The following is a 19,242-nucleotide window of genomic DNA, read 5'->3' as shown; positions in this document are numbered from 1 at the left end:
CCAAAAGGAAAGGCAGGGAGACTTAAAATGTTCAATCTGGATGGTTTGCTGACAGCAAAGAACGGACGTCGCCTCGGTCTAACCGCGGGCGCTCTTGCACTTGGTCTTTTGATTTCCGGATCGGCGAACGCAGCGCAGCCGCTGCTGTTTCCGTTCTTGCCGTTGCCGCTGCCTGTCTACGCGGCACCGGCACCCGTCATGCCGCAGGCCACCCCGCAGATCGAGGCTGACGACGAGGCCACGACAGCCGAGACGCCCGAGCGCTTCAAGCGCCAGATCGTCGGCTACCAGACCCGCGAAGCCGCCGGCACCATCGTGATCGATACCGGCAACACCTATCTCTATTATGTGCTCGGCGGTGGCCGCGCGATTCGTTACGGCATCGGCGTCGGCCGCCAGGGCTTCACCTGGTCGGGCACCCAGTCGATCACCCGCAAGGCCGAGTGGCCGAATTGGACGCCGCCGTCCGAGATGATCGCGCGTCAGCCTTACCTGCCGCGCTTTGTCGCCGGCGGCCCGCACAATCCGCTCGGCGCCCGCGCGATGTATCTCGGCGGCACCATCTATCGCATTCACGGCACCAACGATCCCTCGACCATCGGCGGCCGCGTCTCCTCGGGCTGCATCCGCATGACCAACGAGGACGTCACCGATCTCTATTCACGCGCTCATGTCGGCACCAAGGTCGTGGTGATGCCGATCGAACGCCGCGCCGAAAGCGCTTCCGGCCGGCAGGGCTGATCGCGCAACGCAATTTCCTCCCAAGACTTTCCTCCCAAGACTTCCAATGGCGCGGCTGGTCCGCGCCATTTTTTTATCCCGTCTGAGGTGCAGGCTATCGACATCACCCGGTCAGCCAGCGAAACGCGCGGCCGATGAAAGCCTGCCCGTCCTCCTGGACGGGAGTTCCATGTGCCATCAGCACCCTCTCGGCGGGCCACGCCAGAATACGCGCGAGTGCAGCACGCGCGGCCCGGCGACTGGTAAACGCCAGACGAAACTTTCGCGGCACAGCGCCCTCCGGGCTCACCAAGAGGTCCAGTCGCGCAACAACTGCTCGCCAGCCGGAGAACGCGTTGGCGGGAAACTGCTGGATCAAGTCGGTGAACAGCACGGTGCCACTGCTGCGGTGAAAAAACACCACCTCGGTGGTGATGAGATTGCCTGGCACCACAACGTGATCGATATCGTTGGCCCACTCAGCGATCGCTCCATCGCCCAGATCGCCGTCGAAGCGGATATCCTTCCGCTTCTCCCGCAAACCCGGGGCAGCGTAGAGCCTGGCGCCGGCGTAGGCGCGCCGCCAGTCATCGACAAACACATGGTGCAGCGAATTGGGGCAGACCAGATAGCGGACATCGCCAAGTGCATCGACCTCGACACGAAGGCTGTCCGGAAGCTGGATCGGCGACCAGACAAAAAGACCTCCGTCAGACAATCGAATGACGGCCATTCGTGTCGGATAATGAAAGCCGGCCACCGACACGGCCGATCCATCCGCGATCCAGATCTCGCGACCGAACGGCTTCAGCATCATTTTCAGCAAACTCAGAATGCGGGTGAATCCATCCGCAAACTAACCGCGGTTGTATCGTTCTGCCAACCGCCAACAGGACAAGCCCGCCATCTCCGGGCCATGGACCCGCTTAAGATTCAGCAAACTTCGCCGGCACATTGAACGGGGCCCGCCGCCACACCGTCATGTTGCCGCCACAACCCGGTTCCCTATCCCTGTGCAACCTTCTAATCTTCGTACCGTCACACGACCGGGGACCTCATGCGCGTCAAGATACTGCTGTTCGGACTGGCGGCCCTCGCCGTCTCGTTCGTGGTCAGCCTCAAGGTCATGAACTGGATCTCGCCGCCGCCGGGCAGCGCCGCACCGAAGCTGGTCAAGCTGCCGCGGCTGCCGCCGCCGGCCCGGCCCTCGAAGATCATCGCACCCGTCGCCGTCGCCATCAGCGCGATCCGCATTGCGGTGGATCGCACGGCGCCGCGCAATTTTGCCGGCAAGGCCGACAATCCGGTCGGCCAGATCCTGCAGAACGCCGATATCAACTGGACCGTGGAACGCGGCCCGATCGTGGCGACCGGCGCGTCGAATCAGTTGACGCTGTCGACGCCGCTCAATGGCAAGCTGAACGTGACCGGCTCGCTGTCGAACAACGCCAGCAACGCGCTCGGCAACCTGATCGGCGGCAACATCGGCAAACAGCTCGGCAACATCTCGATCAAGGCGCTGAACGCCAATGCCGACATTCGCGGCAATGTAACGATGACCTCAAAGCCGCTGCTGACCGAGCGCTGGCGCGTCGAGCCGAACATCACCGCGCAGGTCAACATCAACGACACGGGTGTTACCGCCGGCGGCATCCGCATCGGCGTGCCTGGACAGGTCAAGCCGGTGATGGACAAGCTGGTCGGCGAACAGGTCGCCGCCATGCAGCAGCGGGTGCGCAGCGATCCGATCATCGAGCAGAACGCGCGGCGCGAATGGGCCAAGATGTGCCGCTCGATCCCGCTGCCGCGCGCCGCGCCCGGCATGCCTGATCTGTTTCTCGAACTGCGGCCGACCAAGGCAATCGCGGCACAGCCGCGGGTCGATGCGTCCAGCGTCATCCTCAGCATCGGCGTCGAGGCGGAAACCCGTATCCTGTCCAGCAAGACCACGCCGAACTGCCCGTTCCCGGCCCTGCTCGACATCGTACCGCCGATCGAGACCGGCAGCATGAACATCGGCGTGCCGATCGACTTGCCGTTCACCGAGGTCAACAAGATCATCAATGCGCAATTGAAGGGCCGCACCTTGCCGGAGGACGGCAGCGGCCCGGTGGCGGTGACGGTGCGCAACGCCACCGTGGTGCCGTCGGGCGACCGGCTGCTGATCTCGCTCGACGTCGACGCCAACGAGACCAAGAGTTTCTTCAATTTCGGCGCGCAGGCAACGGTGCATGTCTGGGGCCGCCCGCTGCTCGATCAGCAGCAGCAGACCTTGCGGCTGACCGACATCGAGCTCGCGGTGGAATCGCAGGCGGCTTTCGGCCTGCTCGGCGCCGCCGCCCGCGCCGCCGAGCCCTATCTGCGGACCATGCTGGCGGACAAGGCCAGCATCGACCTCAAGCCGTTCGCCGCCAACGCCAAGCAGAAGATCGACGCGGCGCTGTCGGATTTCCGCGACGGCGGCGATGGCGTGCGTGTCGACCTCGGCATCAACGACATCCGCCTGGTCGGCGTCGCGTTCGACGACGACACGCTGCGGGTGATCACGGAGACCGCCGGCACCGCAAACGTCATAGTCTCGACGCTGCCGGCGTTGTGATGCCCGTCAGCTTTTGAAATCGACCAGCAGCGCTGTGGACGACGACGAACTGCTGCCGCTGCCGTTCGCACCGTAGGACGAAGATTGCGACAGCGACTCCTGCAGGGCCTCGAGCAATTTTTTCAGCAGTTCCTCGGTGCTGCTGGTGCTGGACGTGCTGTCGGTCGACGACGAACTGTCGCTGGCGGTACTGCTGTCCGGTGGCGGCGGACCGCCGGGACCACCGTTCGCAAATGCATCGGCGAACACGGTCTTCAGTTCGGTGGCCTGATCGCTGGTCAGTTTGCCGCTGGAGACTTCCCCCGCGATCAGGTCGTCGATCTTGGATTGAAGATCCCCGGGCGGCTTGCTGCCGGCACCATCGGCTTGACGCTGGCTGGTCAGCGCGGAATCGATATCGTCCAGCGCCGAAGACAGCGCGTCCTGGTCGGCGGACGAGACCTTGCCCGAGGCGACCTCGGACTGCAGTTGCTGCTTCAGAAGATCGAGTGGCGAAAGATAACTGCCGGTGGAGGCAGCGGAAATCGAGGTCATGACAGGCTCCGGGGAAAATCACGCGAAAAACACGAGACAACGCTAGGCGGGGTATGCTTAACGAGAGATTGCCACGGCCGGGGCAAGCTGTTGCGGCACGTTACGACCGGAGATTTGGAAATACTTCGAAACAAAAAAGATCATGCGCGCGCCGCAGAATCATGCGGCAAAGGGTGATCAACAGGATTTCATCATGGCCCCTTCTGCCCCCCAGATTCTGGTCGTCGAAGACGATCGCGAGACCCGCGCGCTGATTGCCCGTTACCTGCGCGCCAATGCCTGCAACGTGGCGGTCGCCGCCGACGGCCGCGAAATGGACCGGCATCTCGCCGACAGCCGCGTCGACCTCGTGGTGCTCGATCTGATGCTGCCGGGCGAGGACGGCCTGAGCCTCTGCCGCCGGTTGCGCTCGCAGTCGCAATTGCCGATCATCATGCTGACCGCGCGCGGCGAGGACGTCGACCGCATTCTCGGCCTCGAAATGGGCGCCGACGATTATCTCGGCAAGCCGTTCAACCCCCGCGAGCTCCTGGCCCGCATCAACGCGGTGCTGCGCCGGCAGGCCGCGGCGCTGACTGCCAACCTGACCAAGGGCGCCACCGCGCTGACCTTCCTCGGCTGGAACATCGACCTGCGGCTGCGCGAGCTGCGCAACCCCGAAGGCGCGCGCGTCGCCATCACCAGCGCCGAATTCGATCTGCTGCAGGCGTTCTGCGAACGTCCGGGCCGGGTGCTGTCGCGCGACAACCTGCTCGACCTGACCCAGGGACGCGCCGCCGGCTCGTTCGAGCGCAGCATCGACGTGCTGGTCAGCCGCATCCGCCGCAAGCTGGAGCGCGGCCCCGACCAGAGCGGCATCATCAAGACGGTTCGTTCCGGCGGCTACCTGTTCACGCCCGTGGTGGAGCCCGCGTGATCGCGGTCCGCAAACTGCTCGCGTTCTTTTCCTTCCGCCGCATCAGTGGCCAGATCGCGGCGCTTGTCATCATCTCGCCGATCGTCATCCATTTCCTCATCGGCGGATTTTTTTTCCTCCACGCCCCGCCGGGCGAACCGCCACCGCACGAACGCCCGCGCCGTGAAATCGGACCGATGGCGCAGTTGATCAGTGCAACGCCCGCCGCTGAGCGGCCTCGGCTGATCGAGGCCATCAATGGCGCATTTCCGCAGCTCGCCCTCGAGCTCCAGCCGCCGGACTTCAAGGCGCCGGACGCCGACGCGATCGATCCCCCCACTCCGCTGCCGCCCGGCTATCCGCACCATATCGGCCCGGGCTTCAGCGTGTTCATGCTGCCCGGCGAAGCGCATCCGGATCATGTCGGGATCCGTCTGCCCGACGGCGCCGTGCTCACGGCCCGGCTCGGCCCGGGACGGCAGTTGCACCTGTTCGGCCCTTGGATGACGACGCTGGTGTTCATCATCGCCAGCATCACCGTGCTCGGGCTGTGGGCGATGCGGACGCTGAGCGCCCCGCTCTCCGCATTTGCCAAGGCCGCCGAGAGTTTCAGCCTGAACGGCGAGGCGTCCCCGCTGCCGGAGAGCGGACCGGCGGAAATCCGAGCGGCGGCGCGCGCGCTCAACCGCATGCGCGAACGCATCACCGCACTGATGAACGACCGCATGCAGATGCTTGCCGCCATCAGCCACGACCTGCGCACGCCGATCACCCGCCTGCGGCTGCGCTCCGAGTTCATCGAGGACGAAACCCAACGCAACCACATGCTGCGGGACCTGAACCAGATGCGCTCGATGCTGGAATCCGTGCTGTCGTTCCTGCGCAACGACCATACCGTGGAGCGGATGACGCTGGTCGATCTCTCCGCCTTGCTGCATCAGATCTGCGACCAGTTCAGCGACCTCGGCCACACCATCGTCTATCGCGGGCCGGCCCAGCTCACCATCACCGCGCGGCCGGACGAGCTGTCGCGCGCCGTCACCAACCTGGTGGAGAACGCGGTCAAGTTCGGCGCCAACGTCACCATCGCGGTCGAGGTGGTCGGCGAGTATGCCGTCATCGAGGTGCAGGACGACGGCCCTGGCATCGCCGATGCGCGCAAGGCCGCGATGCTGGAACCCTTCGTCCGCGGCGACACCGCCCGCAACATGGACGAGGGCGGCTTCGGTCTCGGCCTGTCGATCGCGCAATCCATCACCCAGGCCCATGGCGGCGTGCTGTCGCTGCACGACCGCAAACCTCACGGACTGACCGTGCGCATCGTGCTGCCGCACCAAATCGAGCAGAAATCCACGGAAAAATCGACGGAAAAATCGGCGGCGTGATGCGCGCGCCGATCACGCCGTTTTGCGCTTGCTGAGGCCAGCGAAGCCCGGCAGAGTCGGCCCCAATAAGAAGCATCAAGGGAGACTGCAATGAAACAACTGACCATCGCCGCTTGCGCGGCCGCCGCGCTCACCGTCTCGACGGGAGCGGCCCGAGCCCAGATCTCCGACGATGTCGTGAAGATCGGCGTGCTCACCGACATGTCGAGCCTTTACGCGGATGCGACCGGCAAGGGCTCGCTGATCGCGACCGAGATGGCGGTCGCGGACTTCGGCGGCAAGGTCAAGGGCAAGCCGGTCGTGGTGATCTCCGGCGATCACCAGAACAAGCCCGATGTCGGCGTGGGCATCGCCCGCAACTGGTTCGACAACGACAAGGTCGACGCGGTGTTCGACGTGCCCACCTCCTCGGTCGCGCTCGCGATCCAGCAGCTGACCCGCGACAAGAACAAGGTCTTCATCAATTCCGGCGGCGGCACCTCGGACCTGACCGGCGTCGCCTGCTCCCCCACCACCGTGCACTGGACCTACGACACCTATGCGCTGTCGAATGTCGCGGGACGCGCCATGGTGCAGCGGGGCGAGGACAGCTGGTTCTTCATCACCGCCGATTATGCGTTCGGCGCGGCGCTGCAGCGCGATGCGTCCAACGTGGTCAAGGAGAGCGGCGGCAAGGTGCTGGGCGAGGTGCGGCATCCGCTCAATTCGTCCGATTTCTCCTCGTACCTGCTGCAGGCCCAGGCCTCCAAAGCCAAGGTGGTGGCGCTGGCCAATGCCGGCGGCGACACCACCAATGCGCTGAAACAGGCGACCGAGTTCGGCCTGACCCAGGGCGGCCAGAAGCTGATTGCGCTGCTGTTCGAGATCACCGACGCCTATGCGATCGGGCTGAAGGACGGCCACGGCCTGATCGCCACCGACGCCTTCTATTGGGATCTGGACGACGAGACCCGCGCATTCTCCAAGCGGTTCATGGACAAGGTCGGCCATATGCCGACCATGATCCAGGCCGGGCTCTATTCCGCCACCCTGCACTATCTGAAAGCCATCGATGCCATCGGCACCGACGACACCGGCAAGGTGATGGCGCAGATGAAGGCCACCCCGATCCACGATTTCTTCGCCAGGGACGGCCGCATCCGCGAGGACGGCCGCATGGTGCACGAGATGCATCTGTTCGAGATGAAGAAGCCGGAGGAATCCAAGTCGCCCTGGGATCTCTATAAATTGCTGGCGACGGTGCCCGGTGACCAGGCCTTCCGTCCGCTCGACAAGGGCGGCTGCCCGCTGGTCAAGTCGCACTGACCAAGCCGTCCCGTGCAATGAATTCCGGCCCGACCGCGTCCCGTTTTGGGGGCGCGGCCGCAACAAGCCATCCTCAGGCAATGTTTTCCGGGTATTTTTCAGCCCCCGGTGCCCGGCCCGGCGCACCGGCCGGGCTGGCTCCCCTGCTAAGTCGCGTTGCCGGTAAGGGCCGGAAACCGATACCCATTTTTACAAATTACGCGGTATGATCGCGACGTTGAGCCGAGTTCCGATCTGCATACATATTGAGTGCTGCGTGTCGCGGTTTTTTCGATGACGTCCAGAGTTTCTCTGCTGCTTTCCTCTGTGGCACGGGCCGTAAGAGCTGCCTTCGAGCAGCCGGCCGAGGAAGTGCGCCCCGCGCTTCCCCACACCGAGGAAACCTATCGCTGGTTGTTCGAGAATTCCGTCGACGGCATTTATGTGACCACGCCGGACGGCGAACTGCTGAACGCCAACCCGGCGCTGGCCCGCATGATGGGATATACCAGCCCGCAGGAACTGATCCAGGCCGCCGACGATATCGCCCGGCGGGTGTATGTCGATCGCACGGTCCGGGCCGAATACCAGCGCCGCATGGAGCGCGACGGCATCGTCCGCGAATTCGAGTATCAGGTCCGCCAGCGTGACGGCAACGTGCTCTGGCTGTCCGACAGCGCCGCTGCCGTGCGCGATCCGACCGGCCGCATCATTCGTTATGAAGGCACCGTGCGCGACATCACCGCGCAGAAAACCGCCGAGGCGGCGCTGGCCGAAAGCCGCCAGCGCCTGCAGGAGGTGATCGACACGGTGCCGGCGGTGATCAACGTCAAGAACGCGGATCTGCGCTACGTGCTGATGAACCGCTACATGTCGGGGATCTTCAATATCGAGCCGTCAGACGCCCTGGGCTGCACCACCAGCGAAATCATGTCCCGTTATGGCGCCGCCAAGACCGACGGCAACGACCGCCGCGTGCTGGAGGACAAGAAGGAACTCGGCTTCTACGAAGAGGAGTATCTGGATTCGACCGGCACGGCGCGGCAGTGGATGGCCAACAAGGTGCCGATCTTCGACGACGCCGGCAACATCCGCTACATCGTCACCGTGGCGCTGGATATCGGCGATCGCAAGCGGGTCGAGCAGGAGATGCGCAGTGCGCGCGATGCCGCGGAAACCGCCTTGCGCGAGCTCAAGGAGACGCAGAACTCGCTGGTCGAGGCCGAGAAGCTTGCAGCGCTGGGCCGCCTGGTCGCCGGCGTGGCCCATGAGGTCAACAATCCCGTCGGCATCAGCCTGACGGTGGCCTCCTCGCTGCAGCGCCAGAGCCGGTTGTTCGCCGAGGAAGTCGAGCGTGGCGACCTGCGCAAATCGAGCCTCATCAATTTCCTGAACATGAGCCGGGAAGCCGCCACCCAGCTGGTGGACAATCTCAACCGCGCGGCAGAACTGATCCAGTCGTTCAAACAGGTCGCGACCGATCGCAATTTCAGCGAGCGGCGTGAATTCGACATTCGCGAACTGACCGAGCAGATCATCACCAGCCTGCGCCCGGGCCTGCGACGGCAGAACGTCAACCTCGCCGTGGAGTGCGAGCCCGGCCTGGTGCTCAACAGTTATCCCGGCTCTTACGGCCAGATCCTCACAAACTTGTTCCTGAACGCGGTGATCCACGCTTTTCCCGAGGGGCAGCCCGGCCAGATCGACGTCCAGGTGCGCGCCTCGGGCGGCGATGGGGTCGAGATCCTGTTCGCCGACAACGGCCGCGGCATGTCGCCGGAGGTGCGGCGCCAGGCGTTCGATCCGTTCTTCACGACCCGCCGCAACCAGGGCGGCACCGGGCTCGGCCTGCACATCGTCTACAACATCGTGACCAACCGGCTCGGTGGCCGCATCGGCCTCGACTCCACCTCGGGCGCCGGCACCCGGATCCAGATCGTGCTGCCGCGGGTGGCGCCGTTCGATCGCGCGGCGGAGTAAGTGCGGCTTCATCGATCGGCGCGGTCACTTCGTCCGGCTTCGACGCCAGCGAGGCATGACTCGCATGATGATCTTCCGCGCCCCCGGACGCCGTGCCAGCTTCAGCGAGGTTGCGACGTGCTGTCGCCGGTTCCGGACGGTGCCGGGGCGATTTTCGAGGGCGCCGTGCGGACATGGACGACAGCCCAATCGCTGGCGAACACCTTGCTCCAGCCGTCGAGATGATCGAGCAGTTGCGCGGCCGGCGTGCCGGGGCGCAGCAGTGTCGCATCGATCCGGTAGCCGTCGAGCAGCCGAAACAGCGTACTCGGCTCCGCAAGCGACATCGCCATCATGTGATCGCGCGTGAAGCGTGCGCCATAGAGTTCGGTGCGGCCGTCGATGAACGGCGGCATGTCCTGCCAGATCATGGCGCCGCCGAGGTCGTAGTCGTTGAACACCCGCGCGGCGTGGTGCGCGCGGAGCGCCGCAATGGCCGCGGCACTGCCCTCGTTCGGCGGTTGCACCTGTCGCGTCGCGGCCAGCGCGCCCGCCGCCGCCAGCATGACCAGAGCGATCACGGCGGTTCCAGCCCGCAACCATTGTCCGCCGGCCGGACGCACGTTGTGCCAGCCGAACCGATCCGCCAGCGGCGCCAGCACCACGAGCGGCGTCAGCAACGCGAACACTTCGACATTGCGCACGTGATTGAGCGCCATATGCAGCAGGCCCAGCGTCAGCAGAATGCGCAGCGGCGGCAGCACCACGCCGAAATACAGCGCAGCTCCGATCAGGAGCAGCAGGCCGCCTTCGAACACGCCGAACTGGGCGAAGTCGATCGGCCGCCATTCCGTAATCAGGTTCAGCGCGTCGCCGAGGCCGAGAATTTTCTGCGAGGCCAGCAACGAATTCCAGCCGTAAGGCGTCAGGCAACTCGCCGCCAGCGCGCAGACGCCGAACAGCACCCAGTGCACGGCAAGCCGCTTGCGCTGCGACGCCTGCGCGGTCCACACCGCATCGAGCGCGATCGGGCCGATCAGTGCCAGCCCCAGCACGAAGCCCCCGTGCAGGTTGGCCCACAGCGCGATCAACGGCAGCAGCCAGAAGCTCGGTTTGACCCGGGCGTCGGACGCCGCGATCAGGCCGCCCACCCAGGCGACCATCACCGGCATCGCCAGCACATGCGGCCGCGCCAGCAGGTGTTGCGCCGACAGCGCCAGCGCAAGCATGGTGACGCAAATGGCGTAGGTCGCCGCCACACGGCGTTCGAGGATGCGCGTCAGCAGGGCGAACGTCGCCGCGATCGCCAGCGACGACAGCGCGACAACGCCGGCCCATCCGGCAACGGCATAGGTTGCGGCGAACAGCACCTGCGAGAGCCATGACGACGAGATCCAGGCGGTGCCGGCCTTGGTCCAGGAATAGATATCGACCTGGGGCAGCGCATGCTGGGCGATGATCCATTGCCCGATCTTGACCTGCCAGAGCGTATCGGGGTCTGCCAGCAGACTGCCCCCCAGCAGCACCATCAGCGCGAAAGTGCCGACGGCGATCCAGAACCAGGCCGGCATCGGCGCAAGCGCGTGCGCGAGGCCGCTTACAGGGCTTCGGTTTGGCTGGACGGTGTCCGCACCGACAGCGCTCATGGACATGGACCTTGTGCTGGTTTGGTGCCGTGTTGGAGCCGGATCGGCGCCGAACGGGATGCATCCAATCAGCCAACTGATAATTTCGGGTAAATCGTGGCGCGAAATCCCGCGGCAGAAACGCCGCAACCATTTGATAATACGCTAGTATTCAAATAAGAACCGCTCCCGCGATCCACCGTGCCCCACCATCGCCATGAATGACTGACACATCTCGGCGGAACCTGGAGGCCGCCTCCAGCGCGATGCATTTGCACGACATTGGACCTGCCATGAGATTCCCCCTGACGACCGTGTCCGGCCTCGCCGCTTGTGCTGTCATCGCTATGGCGCAGCCCGCATCGGCCCAGTCCCGTAACACCGCTTACGATGCGATCATTTCCAGCCAGGCCAGCGCCAATGGCGTTCCGGAAGAGCTGGTGCACCGGGTCATCGTGCGCGAGAGCAAGTATCAGCCCCATTTGATCGGCCGCGGCGGCGCCATCGGGCTGATGCAGATCAAGCTCGCAACCGCCCGCGGCGTCGGTTACACCGGCAACGCGGAAGGCCTGCGCGATCCCGAAACCAACTTGACCTACGGCATTCGTTATCTCGCCGGCGCCTATCGCACCGCCAACGGCAACCACACCCGCGCCGTCTCCTACTACGCCGGCGGCTATTATTACGCCGCAAAGCGTCAGCGCCGGATGCCGCTGGTGCTCCACGCAACAGAGCTGCACCCCCGATAAACAAGATGCCGAATCCGGCGCATATCCTTCCGCACCTGATGTCGGGGCGGCCATCTCTTCGAAGCCTCGCTGCAGCGCTGACCCTTCTGGCGCTGATCCCTGTCGGCAGCGCGGGCCGCGCGACGGACGATCCGCTCAGCGGCACCAACCTCTATGCCGACGTCGAGCACTATGTGTCACTCGGCGTGCATCGTTTCGGCACCGACACCGACCGGCAGACCATCGACTGGATCGCGGCCGAGCTGTCGAACGCCGGACTGCAAACCGAATTTCAGACCTTCACACTCGGCAAGCAGTATTTTCTCGATGAGGGCAATGTCACGCTCGGCGGCAAAACCATCGCGGCACTGCCGTTCTGGTGGCCGCCGCAAAATCAGACCGGTGACAAGGCCTCGCTGACCCTGACGGCGCCGCTCGCAAGCGGCGACACCGGCAATGCCTCCGGCCATATCGTCTGGCTCAAGCTGCCGAACGACCGCTCCGCTTATCTCAGCAATGCCCACCGCATCGCCATCAAGGCAGCAGTTGCGCGGACGCCGCTCGCCGTGATCGTCACCATCGACAATCCCGGCGAGGACATCTACGCCTATAACGTGGCTCAGGACGACGCGCCGTGGCCGGTGCCGGTGATCATCGTCGCTTCCCGCGAACAGGACGCGCTCGACGCAGCACAACGCGGCGGCACGCCCCTCACCATCGACATCAAGGGACGCTACGCCTCCGATGTCGAGGGCCGCAATGTGGTGGCACGGCTCGACCGCGGCGCCGACAAGACCATCGTGGTCTCGACGCCGACCACCGGCTGGTTCCGCGGCGGTTGTGAGCGCGGCTCCGGCATCGCCGGCTTTCTCGCCATCGCGCGCATCTTCGCACTGATGAAACCGGACGTGAACTTCGTGTTTGTCGCCACCTCAGGCCACGAGATCGGCCATGGCGGGATGGACGTGTTTCTGCACCGGCAACCGCCAGCGCCGGACAAGACGCTGGCCTGGATTCATTTCGGCGCCTCGATCGCCTGCTTCGAATGGCAGAAGATCGATGCCGGATGGACCACGGCCCGCGCCGTCGACCCGCGCCGCGCCATGATCACCAGCCGGTCGCTGGCCGGCCTCACCGAGGGTGCCTTCGCCGGCCAGCCATTCGTCCGCGTCATCGCCAGCGGCCCGCCGCCGGGCGAGCTGCGCGACGTCCATGCCGCCGGCTATGCGAACTTCTTCGGCATCGCCGCCGGGCATCGGTTCTTTCACAACCCCGCCGACACGGCCGCCACCACTGGACCGGAGGTGCTGGAGCCGGTGGTGCGCGGCTTTGCCCAGGCCATTGCGACCCTGATCGAGCGTGGCGACGGAGTGGTGTCGCAGGAGCCGAAGAAGCCGTGATGATCTAACCCCGTCATCCTGAGGTGCGCGCACTTGCGCGCCTCGAAGGATGAACGGCCGATGCGTCTGACGTACGGGCCGTCGCCCTTCGAGGGCCATCCTTCGGATGGCCACCTCAGGGTGACGGATGACTAATCTACTCCGCCGCCTTCGCGCTCTTCATCCCGAACGCTCGCGTCGGCGCGGCGAAACCACACGACGTGCCGTCAGTGATCTTCACCTGATCTTCCCACGGCAGGCGGAACGTGCCCGCCACCATGTCCTGCATGAATGTATAGGGGCAGTCCATCGCCCCGCCCTTCACCGCCACATAACCGCGGTGCCACAGCTGATAGATGTTGTTCTCGACACCCCAGTGAATGCGCGCCTCGCGCACCAGGTCGGGGCGCACCTCGGCGGTAATGATCTCGTCGACCCGGCCGGTGGTGCCGTGCGCGATCACGCTGCCGTCGAAGTTCACGATCATGCCCTCGCCCATCGAATCGAACGAGCCGTCCGAACCGCACATGCAGACGTTCGCCGTGATCATCAGGTTCTGGAACGCATTGGCCTGGTTGGTGAAGCGCCAGCTGTCGCGGATCGGCGCGGTGTAGCCCGCGGTGCGGATCATGATCTCCGCGCCCTTGTAGGCGCACTCCCGCGCCATCTCCGGGAACATGCCGTCATGGCAGATGATCAGCGCGAGCTTGGCGCCTTTCGGTCCCTCGATCACGGGAATGCCGATATTGCCGGGCTCCCACGGCTCCACCGGAATCCAGGGATGGAACTTGCGATAATAGAGCTTGAGCTCGCCGTGATCGTCGATGATCAGGCCCGAATTGTAAGGATTGCCGTCGGGATTGAACTCCATGATGGAGAAGCAGCCCCAGATGGCGTTGTCGATGCAGGCCTGCTTGAAGGCGGCGACCTCCGGCCCGTCGAGCCGGCACATGATCTCGGGATTGGTGTCCATCGACAGGCCGTGCAGCGAATATTCGGGAAACACCACCAGATCCATGGTGCCGAGATTGCGCCGCGCCTTGCCGACCATGGCGACGATTGTCTCGGTCTGGCGGGCGAGATCCGCCTTGGTCACGACCACGGGCAACTGCAGTTGCACCAGTCCGATCACGACACCATTGGGCGATTTGTTCAGGCCACCTAATCCGCTCATCGCATCGCTCCCTGGTCGATTTGTGCGGCGCATCAATCGCAGACGCCGATCAAGATGCCGCGAGCAAAGCCGATATCGACAAGCCGCAAAAGAGGATTTTTCAGGCGCAGGTCTGCCCATTTGCGCAGCTAAATATTGGGCGACTTTGGCGCGCGGGTCAGTGCCAACATTGCGCCGGGGGCAGCCCTGCACGACGCGACACCGGAGCGCGGTTGCACCCTCGCGCGAAGCGCACTATTATCAAGGCTAGTTCCGAGGGGGGCTCCGACATGGAGCTGAGATACCGCAAATGGCGCGGTGACCCTTTGAACCTGATCCGGGTCATGCCGGCGAAGGGACAGGGATGCTTCAGACGTCTTCCATACGCGATTCCGCGGCTATCAATTCAGCCGCTATCAACCAAAAAGTCGATGTCATCGGTGCAGGCATTGCCGGCACCTGGCAGGCGCTGATGCTGGCCAAGGCCGGCTGCAAGGTCGCGGTCTTCGAGCGCGACACCGCGGCGATGATGCAGGCGACCAGCCACATGGCCGGCGGCATGCTGGCGCCGTGGTGCGAGAGCGAATCGGCTGAACCCGTGATCACGCGGCTCGGCACCCGCGCACTCGACCTGTGGCGCGCGGAATTGCCGGACACCCCGTTCAACGGCTCGCTGGTGGTGGCGCATCCGCGCGACCGCGCCGATTTCGACCGCTTCGCCCGGCTGACCACTCATCACCAGCGCCTCGACCTCGACGGCGTCAATGCACTGGAGCCCTCGCTCGACGGCCGCTTCCGCGACGCCTTGTTTTTCCCGGACGAAGGCCATGTCGAGCCGCGCCGTGTGCTGCCGCAACTGCACGCGCGGCTCGCCACCCTGGGCATCGACATCCGCTTCGAGACCGAACGCACCAATGAAGCCGACCACATCGTGGTCGACTGCCGCGGCCTCAGCGCACGCGACACCCAACCCGACCTGCGCGGCGTCAAGGGCGAGATGATCGTGGTCGAGACCGACGAGATCACGCTGTCGCGCCCGGTGCGGCTGCTGCATCCGCGCTGGCCGCTGTACATCATCCCGCGCGAGGACAACCGCTTCATGATCGGCGCCACCTCGATCGAGAGCGAGGACCGCGGCGTCAGCGTGCGCTCCGCGCTGGAGCTGCTGAGCGCGGCTTATGCGGTGCATCCGGCGTTCGGCGAAGCGCGGATTGTCGAGTTCAGCGCCGGTCTGCGGCCGGCGTTTCCCGACAACCTGCCGCGCATCGACATCAAGGACAACACCATCGCCGTGAACGGACTCTATCGTCACGGCTTCCTGCTGGCGCCGGCGCTGGCGGAACTGACCGCGGCTTATGTGGCCCGCGGCGAAATCGACAATGAGGTGATGCGATGTTCCTGATCGTCAATGGCGAGCGCAGGGAGACGACAGCGACGCGCGTCGACGCGCTGCTCGGCGAGCTCGACTACGAGGGCAACCACTTGGCGGTGGCGGTGAACTACGACGTGGTGCCGCGCACACGCTGGGCGGAGACGACGCTAAACGACGGCGACCAGGTGGAAATCCTGACGCCACGGCAGGGTGGATAATTTCGATGGTGAAATTCTACGATACCGAATTCTCCTCGCGCCTGCTGATTGGCACCGCGCTTTATCCGTCGCCGGCGATCATGCAGCAGGCGATCAAGGCGTCGGGATCGCAACTGGTCACCGTCTCGGTGCGGCGCGAGAGCGCCGGCGGCAAGACCGGCGATGCGTTCTGGTCGCTGATCCGCGAGCTCGGCGTCACCGTGCTGCCCAACACCGCCGGCTGCAAGAGCGTGCGCGAGGCCGTGACCACCGCCAAGCTCGCCCGCGAACTGTTCGGCACCGCCCGCATCAAGCTGGAAGTGATCGCCGACGACGAGACCCTGCAGCCCGACGTGGTCGGCCTGGTCGAAGCCGCCACTATCCTGATCAAGGACGGCTTCGAAGTGTTCCCCTATTGCACCGAAGATCTCGGCGTGGCGTTACGGCTGGTGGATGCCGGCTGCCGCGTGGTGATGCCCTGGGCGTCGCCGATCGGCAGCGCCCGCGGCATCATCAACCGCGATGCCTTGAGGCTGCTGCGCCAACGCCTGCCGGACATTGCGCTGATTGTCGATGCCGGCATCGGCGCGCCGTCGCATGCGGCAGAAGCCCTCGAACTCGGTTTCGACGCGGTGTTGTTGAACACCGCCGTCGCCAAAGCCGCCGATCCCGTCGCCATGGCCAATGCCTTCCGCCTCGCCGTTGATGCCGGCCGCACCGGTTTCGAAGCCGGGCTGATGGGCCCGCGCGATTTCGCTTCTCCCTCCACTCCTGTCATCGGGACACCTTTCTGGCATGCCGTATCCTGACCGCTTCTATCCCGTCGTCGACACGCTGGCCTGGGTGAAACGCCTCACCGCGCTTGGCGTCGGCACCGTGCAACTGCGCGCCAAGGACCTCAACGACGCCGATGCGCTCGCGCTGGTGCGCGAGGCGCTCGCCATCACCCGGGGCACCGACACCAAGCTTGTGGTCAACGACTACTGGCGCGCGGCGATCGAGGCCAAGGCCGACCATGTTCATCTGGGACAGGAAGATTTGGCGGAGGCCGACGTCAAGGCGATCCGCGCCGCCGGACTGACGCTCGGGCTCTCCACCCATGACGATGAGGAGTTGGAGACCGCGCTGCGCCACGCACCGGACTATGTCGCGCTCGGGCCGATTTATCCGACCACGCTGAAGTCGATGCGCTTCGCGCCGCAAGGCGTGCCGAAGATCGGCGAGTGGAACAAGCGTGTCGGCAACATCCCGCTGGTGGCGATCGGCGGCATCAAGCTCGAACAGGCCGGACCCATTTTCGCCGCCGGCGCCGATTCCATCGCCGTCGTCAGCGACGTCACCCAGAACGCCGATCCGGACGCGCGGGTGCGCGCCTGGCTCGATCACGTCTCAGAAGCAGCTTAAAGAATCCAGGACCTCAAGGAGGACGCCCATGAACATTCGCTCCAACCCCGACAACACCCGCCCCGCAGTGACCACCGGCCCGATGTCCTCGTCACGGAAGTTCTATTCCGTGCCGGAAACAGCGCCGGACCTGCGCGTGCCGCTGCGCGAAATCATCCTGTCGGAAGGCGCCGGCGAGCCGAACCTGCCTGTCTATGACACCTCGGGTCCCTACAGCGATCCGGACGTCCTGATCGACGTCAATTCGGGCCTCTCCCGCGCCCGCACCGCCTGGATCAAGGAGCGCGGCGGCGTCGAGGAGTATGAGGGCCGCGTCATCAAGCCGGAAGACAACGGCAATGTCGGCGCGTCCCATGCCGCCAAGGCGTTCAACGCCTACCACAAGCCGCTGCGGGGCATCGGCAACGAGATGATCACCCAGATCGAGTTCGCCCGCGCCGGCATCATCACCAAGGAGATGATCTACGTCGCCGAGCGCGAGAACCTCGGCCGCAAGACCCAGCTGGATCGCGCGGAAGCAGCCCTTGCCGACGGCGAAAGCTTCGGCGCCGCGGTGCCGGCGTTCATCACCCCGGAGTTCGTGCGCAGCGAGATCGCGCGGGGACGCGCCATCATCCCCTGCAACATCAACCATGGCGAACTCGAGCCGATGATCATCGGCCGCAACTTCCTGACCAAGATCAACGCCAACATCGGCAACTCCGCGGTGACGTCGTCGGTCGAGGAAGAGGTCGACAAGATGGTGTGGGCGATCCGCTGGGGCGCCGACACCGTGATGGACCTCTCCACCGGCCGCAACATTCACACCACCCGCGAATGGATCCTGCGCAATGCGCCGATCCCGATCGGCACCGTGCCGATCTACCAGGCGCTGGAGAAAGTGGATGGCGATCCGGTCAAGCTCACCTGGGAGGTCTACAAGGACACCCTGATCGAGCAGTGCGAACAGGGCGTCGACTATTTCACCATCCACGCCGGCGTGCGCCTCGCCTATGTGCCGCTGACCGCCAACCGCGTCACCGGCATCGTCTCGCGCGGCGGCTCGATCATGGCCAAGTGGTGCCTGGCGCATCACAAGGAGAGCTTCCTGTACGAGCGCTTCGACGAAATCTGCGACCTGATGCGCAAGTACGACGTGTCGTTCTCGCTGGGCGACGGCCTGCGTCCGGGCTCGATCGCGGATGCCAACGACCGCGCCCAGTTCGCCGAACTGGAGACCCTGGGCGAACTGACCCAGATCGCCTGGAAGAAGGGCTGCCAGGTGATGATCGAGGGCCCCGGCCACGTGCCGCTGCACAAGATCAAGATCAACATGGACAAGCAGCTCAAGGAGTGCGGCGAAGCGCCGTTCTACACCCTCGGGCCGCTCACCACCGACATCGCGCCGGGTTACGACCACATCACCTCGGGCATTGGAGCAGCCATGATCGGCTGGTTCGGCTGCGCCATGCTCTGCTACGTCACCCCGAAGGAGCATCTCGGATTGCCGAACCGTGACGACGTCAAGGTCGGCGTCATCACCTACAAGATCGCGGCGCACGCCTCTGACCTGGGCAAGGGCCACCCGGCAGCGCAGCTGCGCGACGATGCGCTGTCACGCGCCCGCTTCGACTTCCGCTGGCAGGACCAGTTCAATCTCGGTCTCGATCCCGATACCGCGATGGCCTATCACGACGAAACCCTGCCGAAGGAAGCCCACAAGGTCGCCCACTTCTGCTCGATGTGCGGCCCGAAATTCTGCTCGATGAAGATCACCCAGGACGTGCGCGACTACGCCGCCACGCTGAATGATCCGAACTCGATCGGCATGTCGATCTCAGGCACGCTGGCGGACGGCCTGCCCGCCGAAGCCTTTGCGAAGGCGGGGATGGCGGAGATGAGCCAGAAGTTCAAGGATATGGGCGAACAGCTCTACCTCGACACCGACCGGGTGAAGGAGAGCAACCGGGCGCTGTGAGGCGCTCGCTCTTCTTTCATGATGACCGGGCTGACCCGGCACGCATCGGGA

Annotated in this window: 16 protein-coding genes, 1 pseudogene and 1 riboswitch; of the genes and pseudogenes, 13 read left to right on the top strand and 4 right to left on the bottom strand. The window is 64.9% G+C overall.

Annotation, left to right across the window (positions count from 1 at the left end; all coding sequences use genetic code 11):
* Nucleotides 1-27 precede the first annotated feature (27 nt).
* Nucleotides 28-741, top strand: a complete 714-nt coding sequence (locus RS897_RS18895) for a L,D-transpeptidase (protein WP_315838022.1) — start codon at nucleotides 28-30, stop codon at nucleotides 739-741.
* Between the two features lie 103 nt (nucleotides 742-844).
* Here the strand turns inward: RS897_RS18895 and RS897_RS18890 are convergent, their stop codons facing one another.
* The gene (locus RS897_RS18890; RefSeq protein WP_315838687.1) at nucleotides 845-1,534 is read right to left on the bottom strand and encodes a DUF4336 domain-containing protein; all 690 of its coding nucleotides are present in this window, start codon (nucleotides 1,532-1,534) and stop codon (nucleotides 845-847) included.
* A 243-nt stretch (nucleotides 1,535-1,777) separates the two neighbouring features.
* Here RS897_RS18890 and RS897_RS18885 point away from each other — a divergent pair, with 243 nt between their 5' ends.
* Entirely contained in the window at nucleotides 1,778-3,319 is a 1,542-nt protein-coding gene (locus tag RS897_RS18885; protein WP_315838021.1) for a DUF4403 family protein, read from the top strand.
* 6 nt (nucleotides 3,320-3,325) lie between these two features.
* Here RS897_RS18885 and RS897_RS18880 read toward each other — a convergent pair whose 3' ends face one another.
* Nucleotides 3,326-3,853: a hypothetical protein gene (locus RS897_RS18880; RefSeq protein ID WP_315838020.1), complete on the bottom strand. Its 528-nt coding sequence runs from the start codon at nucleotides 3,851-3,853 to the stop codon at nucleotides 3,326-3,328.
* Between the two features lie 193 nt (nucleotides 3,854-4,046).
* On the opposite strand from RS897_RS18880, the gene RS897_RS18875 reads away from it, so the two are divergent.
* The 4 genes and pseudogenes from RS897_RS18875 to RS897_RS18860 form a co-directional block, all read left to right on the top strand.
* A complete protein-coding gene (locus RS897_RS18875) occupies nucleotides 4,047-4,769 on the top strand; it encodes a response regulator (protein ID WP_315838019.1) in 723 nt (240 codons plus the stop codon).
* Nucleotides 4,766-6,133 (top strand): ATP-binding protein, encoded by a 1,368-nt coding sequence (locus RS897_RS18870; protein WP_315838018.1) that lies wholly within the window; start codon nucleotides 4,766-4,768, stop codon nucleotides 6,131-6,133. The genes RS897_RS18875 and RS897_RS18870 overlap by 4 nt, the downstream gene beginning before the upstream one ends.
* A gap of 90 nt (nucleotides 6,134-6,223) precedes the next feature.
* Complete coding sequence (locus RS897_RS18865; RefSeq protein ID WP_315838017.1) at nucleotides 6,224-7,438, top strand: ABC transporter substrate-binding protein; 1,215 nt, start codon at nucleotides 6,224-6,226, stop codon at nucleotides 7,436-7,438.
* Between the two features lie 315 nt (nucleotides 7,439-7,753).
* A pseudogene (locus RS897_RS18860) lies at nucleotides 7,754-9,397 on the top strand (PAS domain-containing sensor histidine kinase); the annotation flags it as partial.
* A gap of 101 nt (nucleotides 9,398-9,498) precedes the next feature.
* Here RS897_RS18860 and RS897_RS18855 read toward each other — a convergent pair.
* The gene (locus tag RS897_RS18855) at nucleotides 9,499-11,022 is read right to left on the bottom strand and encodes a hypothetical protein (protein WP_315838016.1); all 1,524 of its coding nucleotides are present in this window, start codon (nucleotides 11,020-11,022) and stop codon (nucleotides 9,499-9,501) included.
* Nucleotides 11,023-11,294: 272 nt separating this feature from the next.
* Between RS897_RS18855 and RS897_RS18850 the strand changes: the two genes are divergently transcribed.
* On the top strand, nucleotides 11,295-11,750 hold the full coding sequence (locus tag RS897_RS18850; RefSeq protein WP_407654513.1) for a lytic transglycosylase domain-containing protein: 456 nt from the start codon (nucleotides 11,295-11,297) through the stop codon (nucleotides 11,748-11,750).
* Nucleotides 11,751-11,755: 5 nt separating this feature from the next.
* The gene (locus RS897_RS18845; protein ID WP_315838015.1) at nucleotides 11,756-13,129 is read left to right on the top strand and encodes a hypothetical protein; all 1,374 of its coding nucleotides are present in this window, start codon (nucleotides 11,756-11,758) and stop codon (nucleotides 13,127-13,129) included.
* Nucleotides 13,130-13,265: 136 nt separating this feature from the next.
* On the opposite strand, the gene RS897_RS18840 is transcribed toward RS897_RS18845, so the two are convergent.
* Entirely contained in the window at nucleotides 13,266-14,282 is a 1,017-nt protein-coding gene (locus RS897_RS18840) for a formamidase (RefSeq protein WP_315838014.1), read from the bottom strand.
* A 245-nt stretch (nucleotides 14,283-14,527) separates the two neighbouring features.
* A riboswitch (TPP riboswitch) is annotated at nucleotides 14,528-14,638 on the top strand.
* Here RS897_RS18840 and thiO point away from each other — a divergent pair.
* The 5 genes from thiO to thiC all read left to right on the top strand — a co-directional run bounded on the left by thiO (nucleotide 14,626) and on the right by thiC (nucleotide 19,191).
* Nucleotides 14,626-15,663 carry a glycine oxidase ThiO gene (gene thiO, locus RS897_RS18835; protein ID WP_315838013.1) on the top strand — a complete coding sequence of 346 codons (1,038 nt, stop codon included), beginning with the start codon at nucleotides 14,626-14,628 and terminating at the stop codon, nucleotides 15,661-15,663. Its footprint overlaps the riboswitch before it by 13 nt.
* Nucleotides 15,654-15,851, top strand: coding sequence for a sulfur carrier protein ThiS (gene thiS / locus RS897_RS18830; RefSeq protein WP_315838012.1), 198 nt, complete (start codon nucleotides 15,654-15,656; stop codon nucleotides 15,849-15,851). The genes thiO and thiS overlap by 10 nt, the downstream gene beginning before the upstream one ends.
* A gap of 5 nt (nucleotides 15,852-15,856) precedes the next feature.
* Nucleotides 15,857-16,639 carry a thiazole synthase gene (locus tag RS897_RS18825; protein ID WP_315838011.1) on the top strand — a complete coding sequence of 261 codons (783 nt, stop codon included), beginning with the start codon at nucleotides 15,857-15,859 and terminating at the stop codon, nucleotides 16,637-16,639.
* Entirely contained in the window at nucleotides 16,626-17,234 is a 609-nt protein-coding gene (locus RS897_RS18820) for a thiamine phosphate synthase (protein WP_315838010.1), read from the top strand. The genes RS897_RS18825 and RS897_RS18820 overlap by 14 nt, the downstream gene beginning before the upstream one ends.
* 28 nt (nucleotides 17,235-17,262) lie before the next feature.
* On the top strand, nucleotides 17,263-19,191 hold the full coding sequence (gene thiC / locus RS897_RS18815) for a phosphomethylpyrimidine synthase ThiC (protein WP_315838009.1): 1,929 nt from the start codon (nucleotides 17,263-17,265) through the stop codon (nucleotides 19,189-19,191).
* Nucleotides 19,192-19,242 lie beyond the last annotated feature (51 nt).

This window comes from Bradyrhizobium prioriisuperbiae (assembly GCF_032397745.1).
In the GTDB taxonomy this organism is placed as follows: domain Bacteria; phylum Pseudomonadota; class Alphaproteobacteria; order Rhizobiales; family Xanthobacteraceae; genus Bradyrhizobium_A; species Bradyrhizobium_A prioriisuperbiae.
The sequence above is the reverse complement of the archived record's forward strand: the minus strand, read 5'-3'. Positions and strand labels throughout refer to the sequence as shown.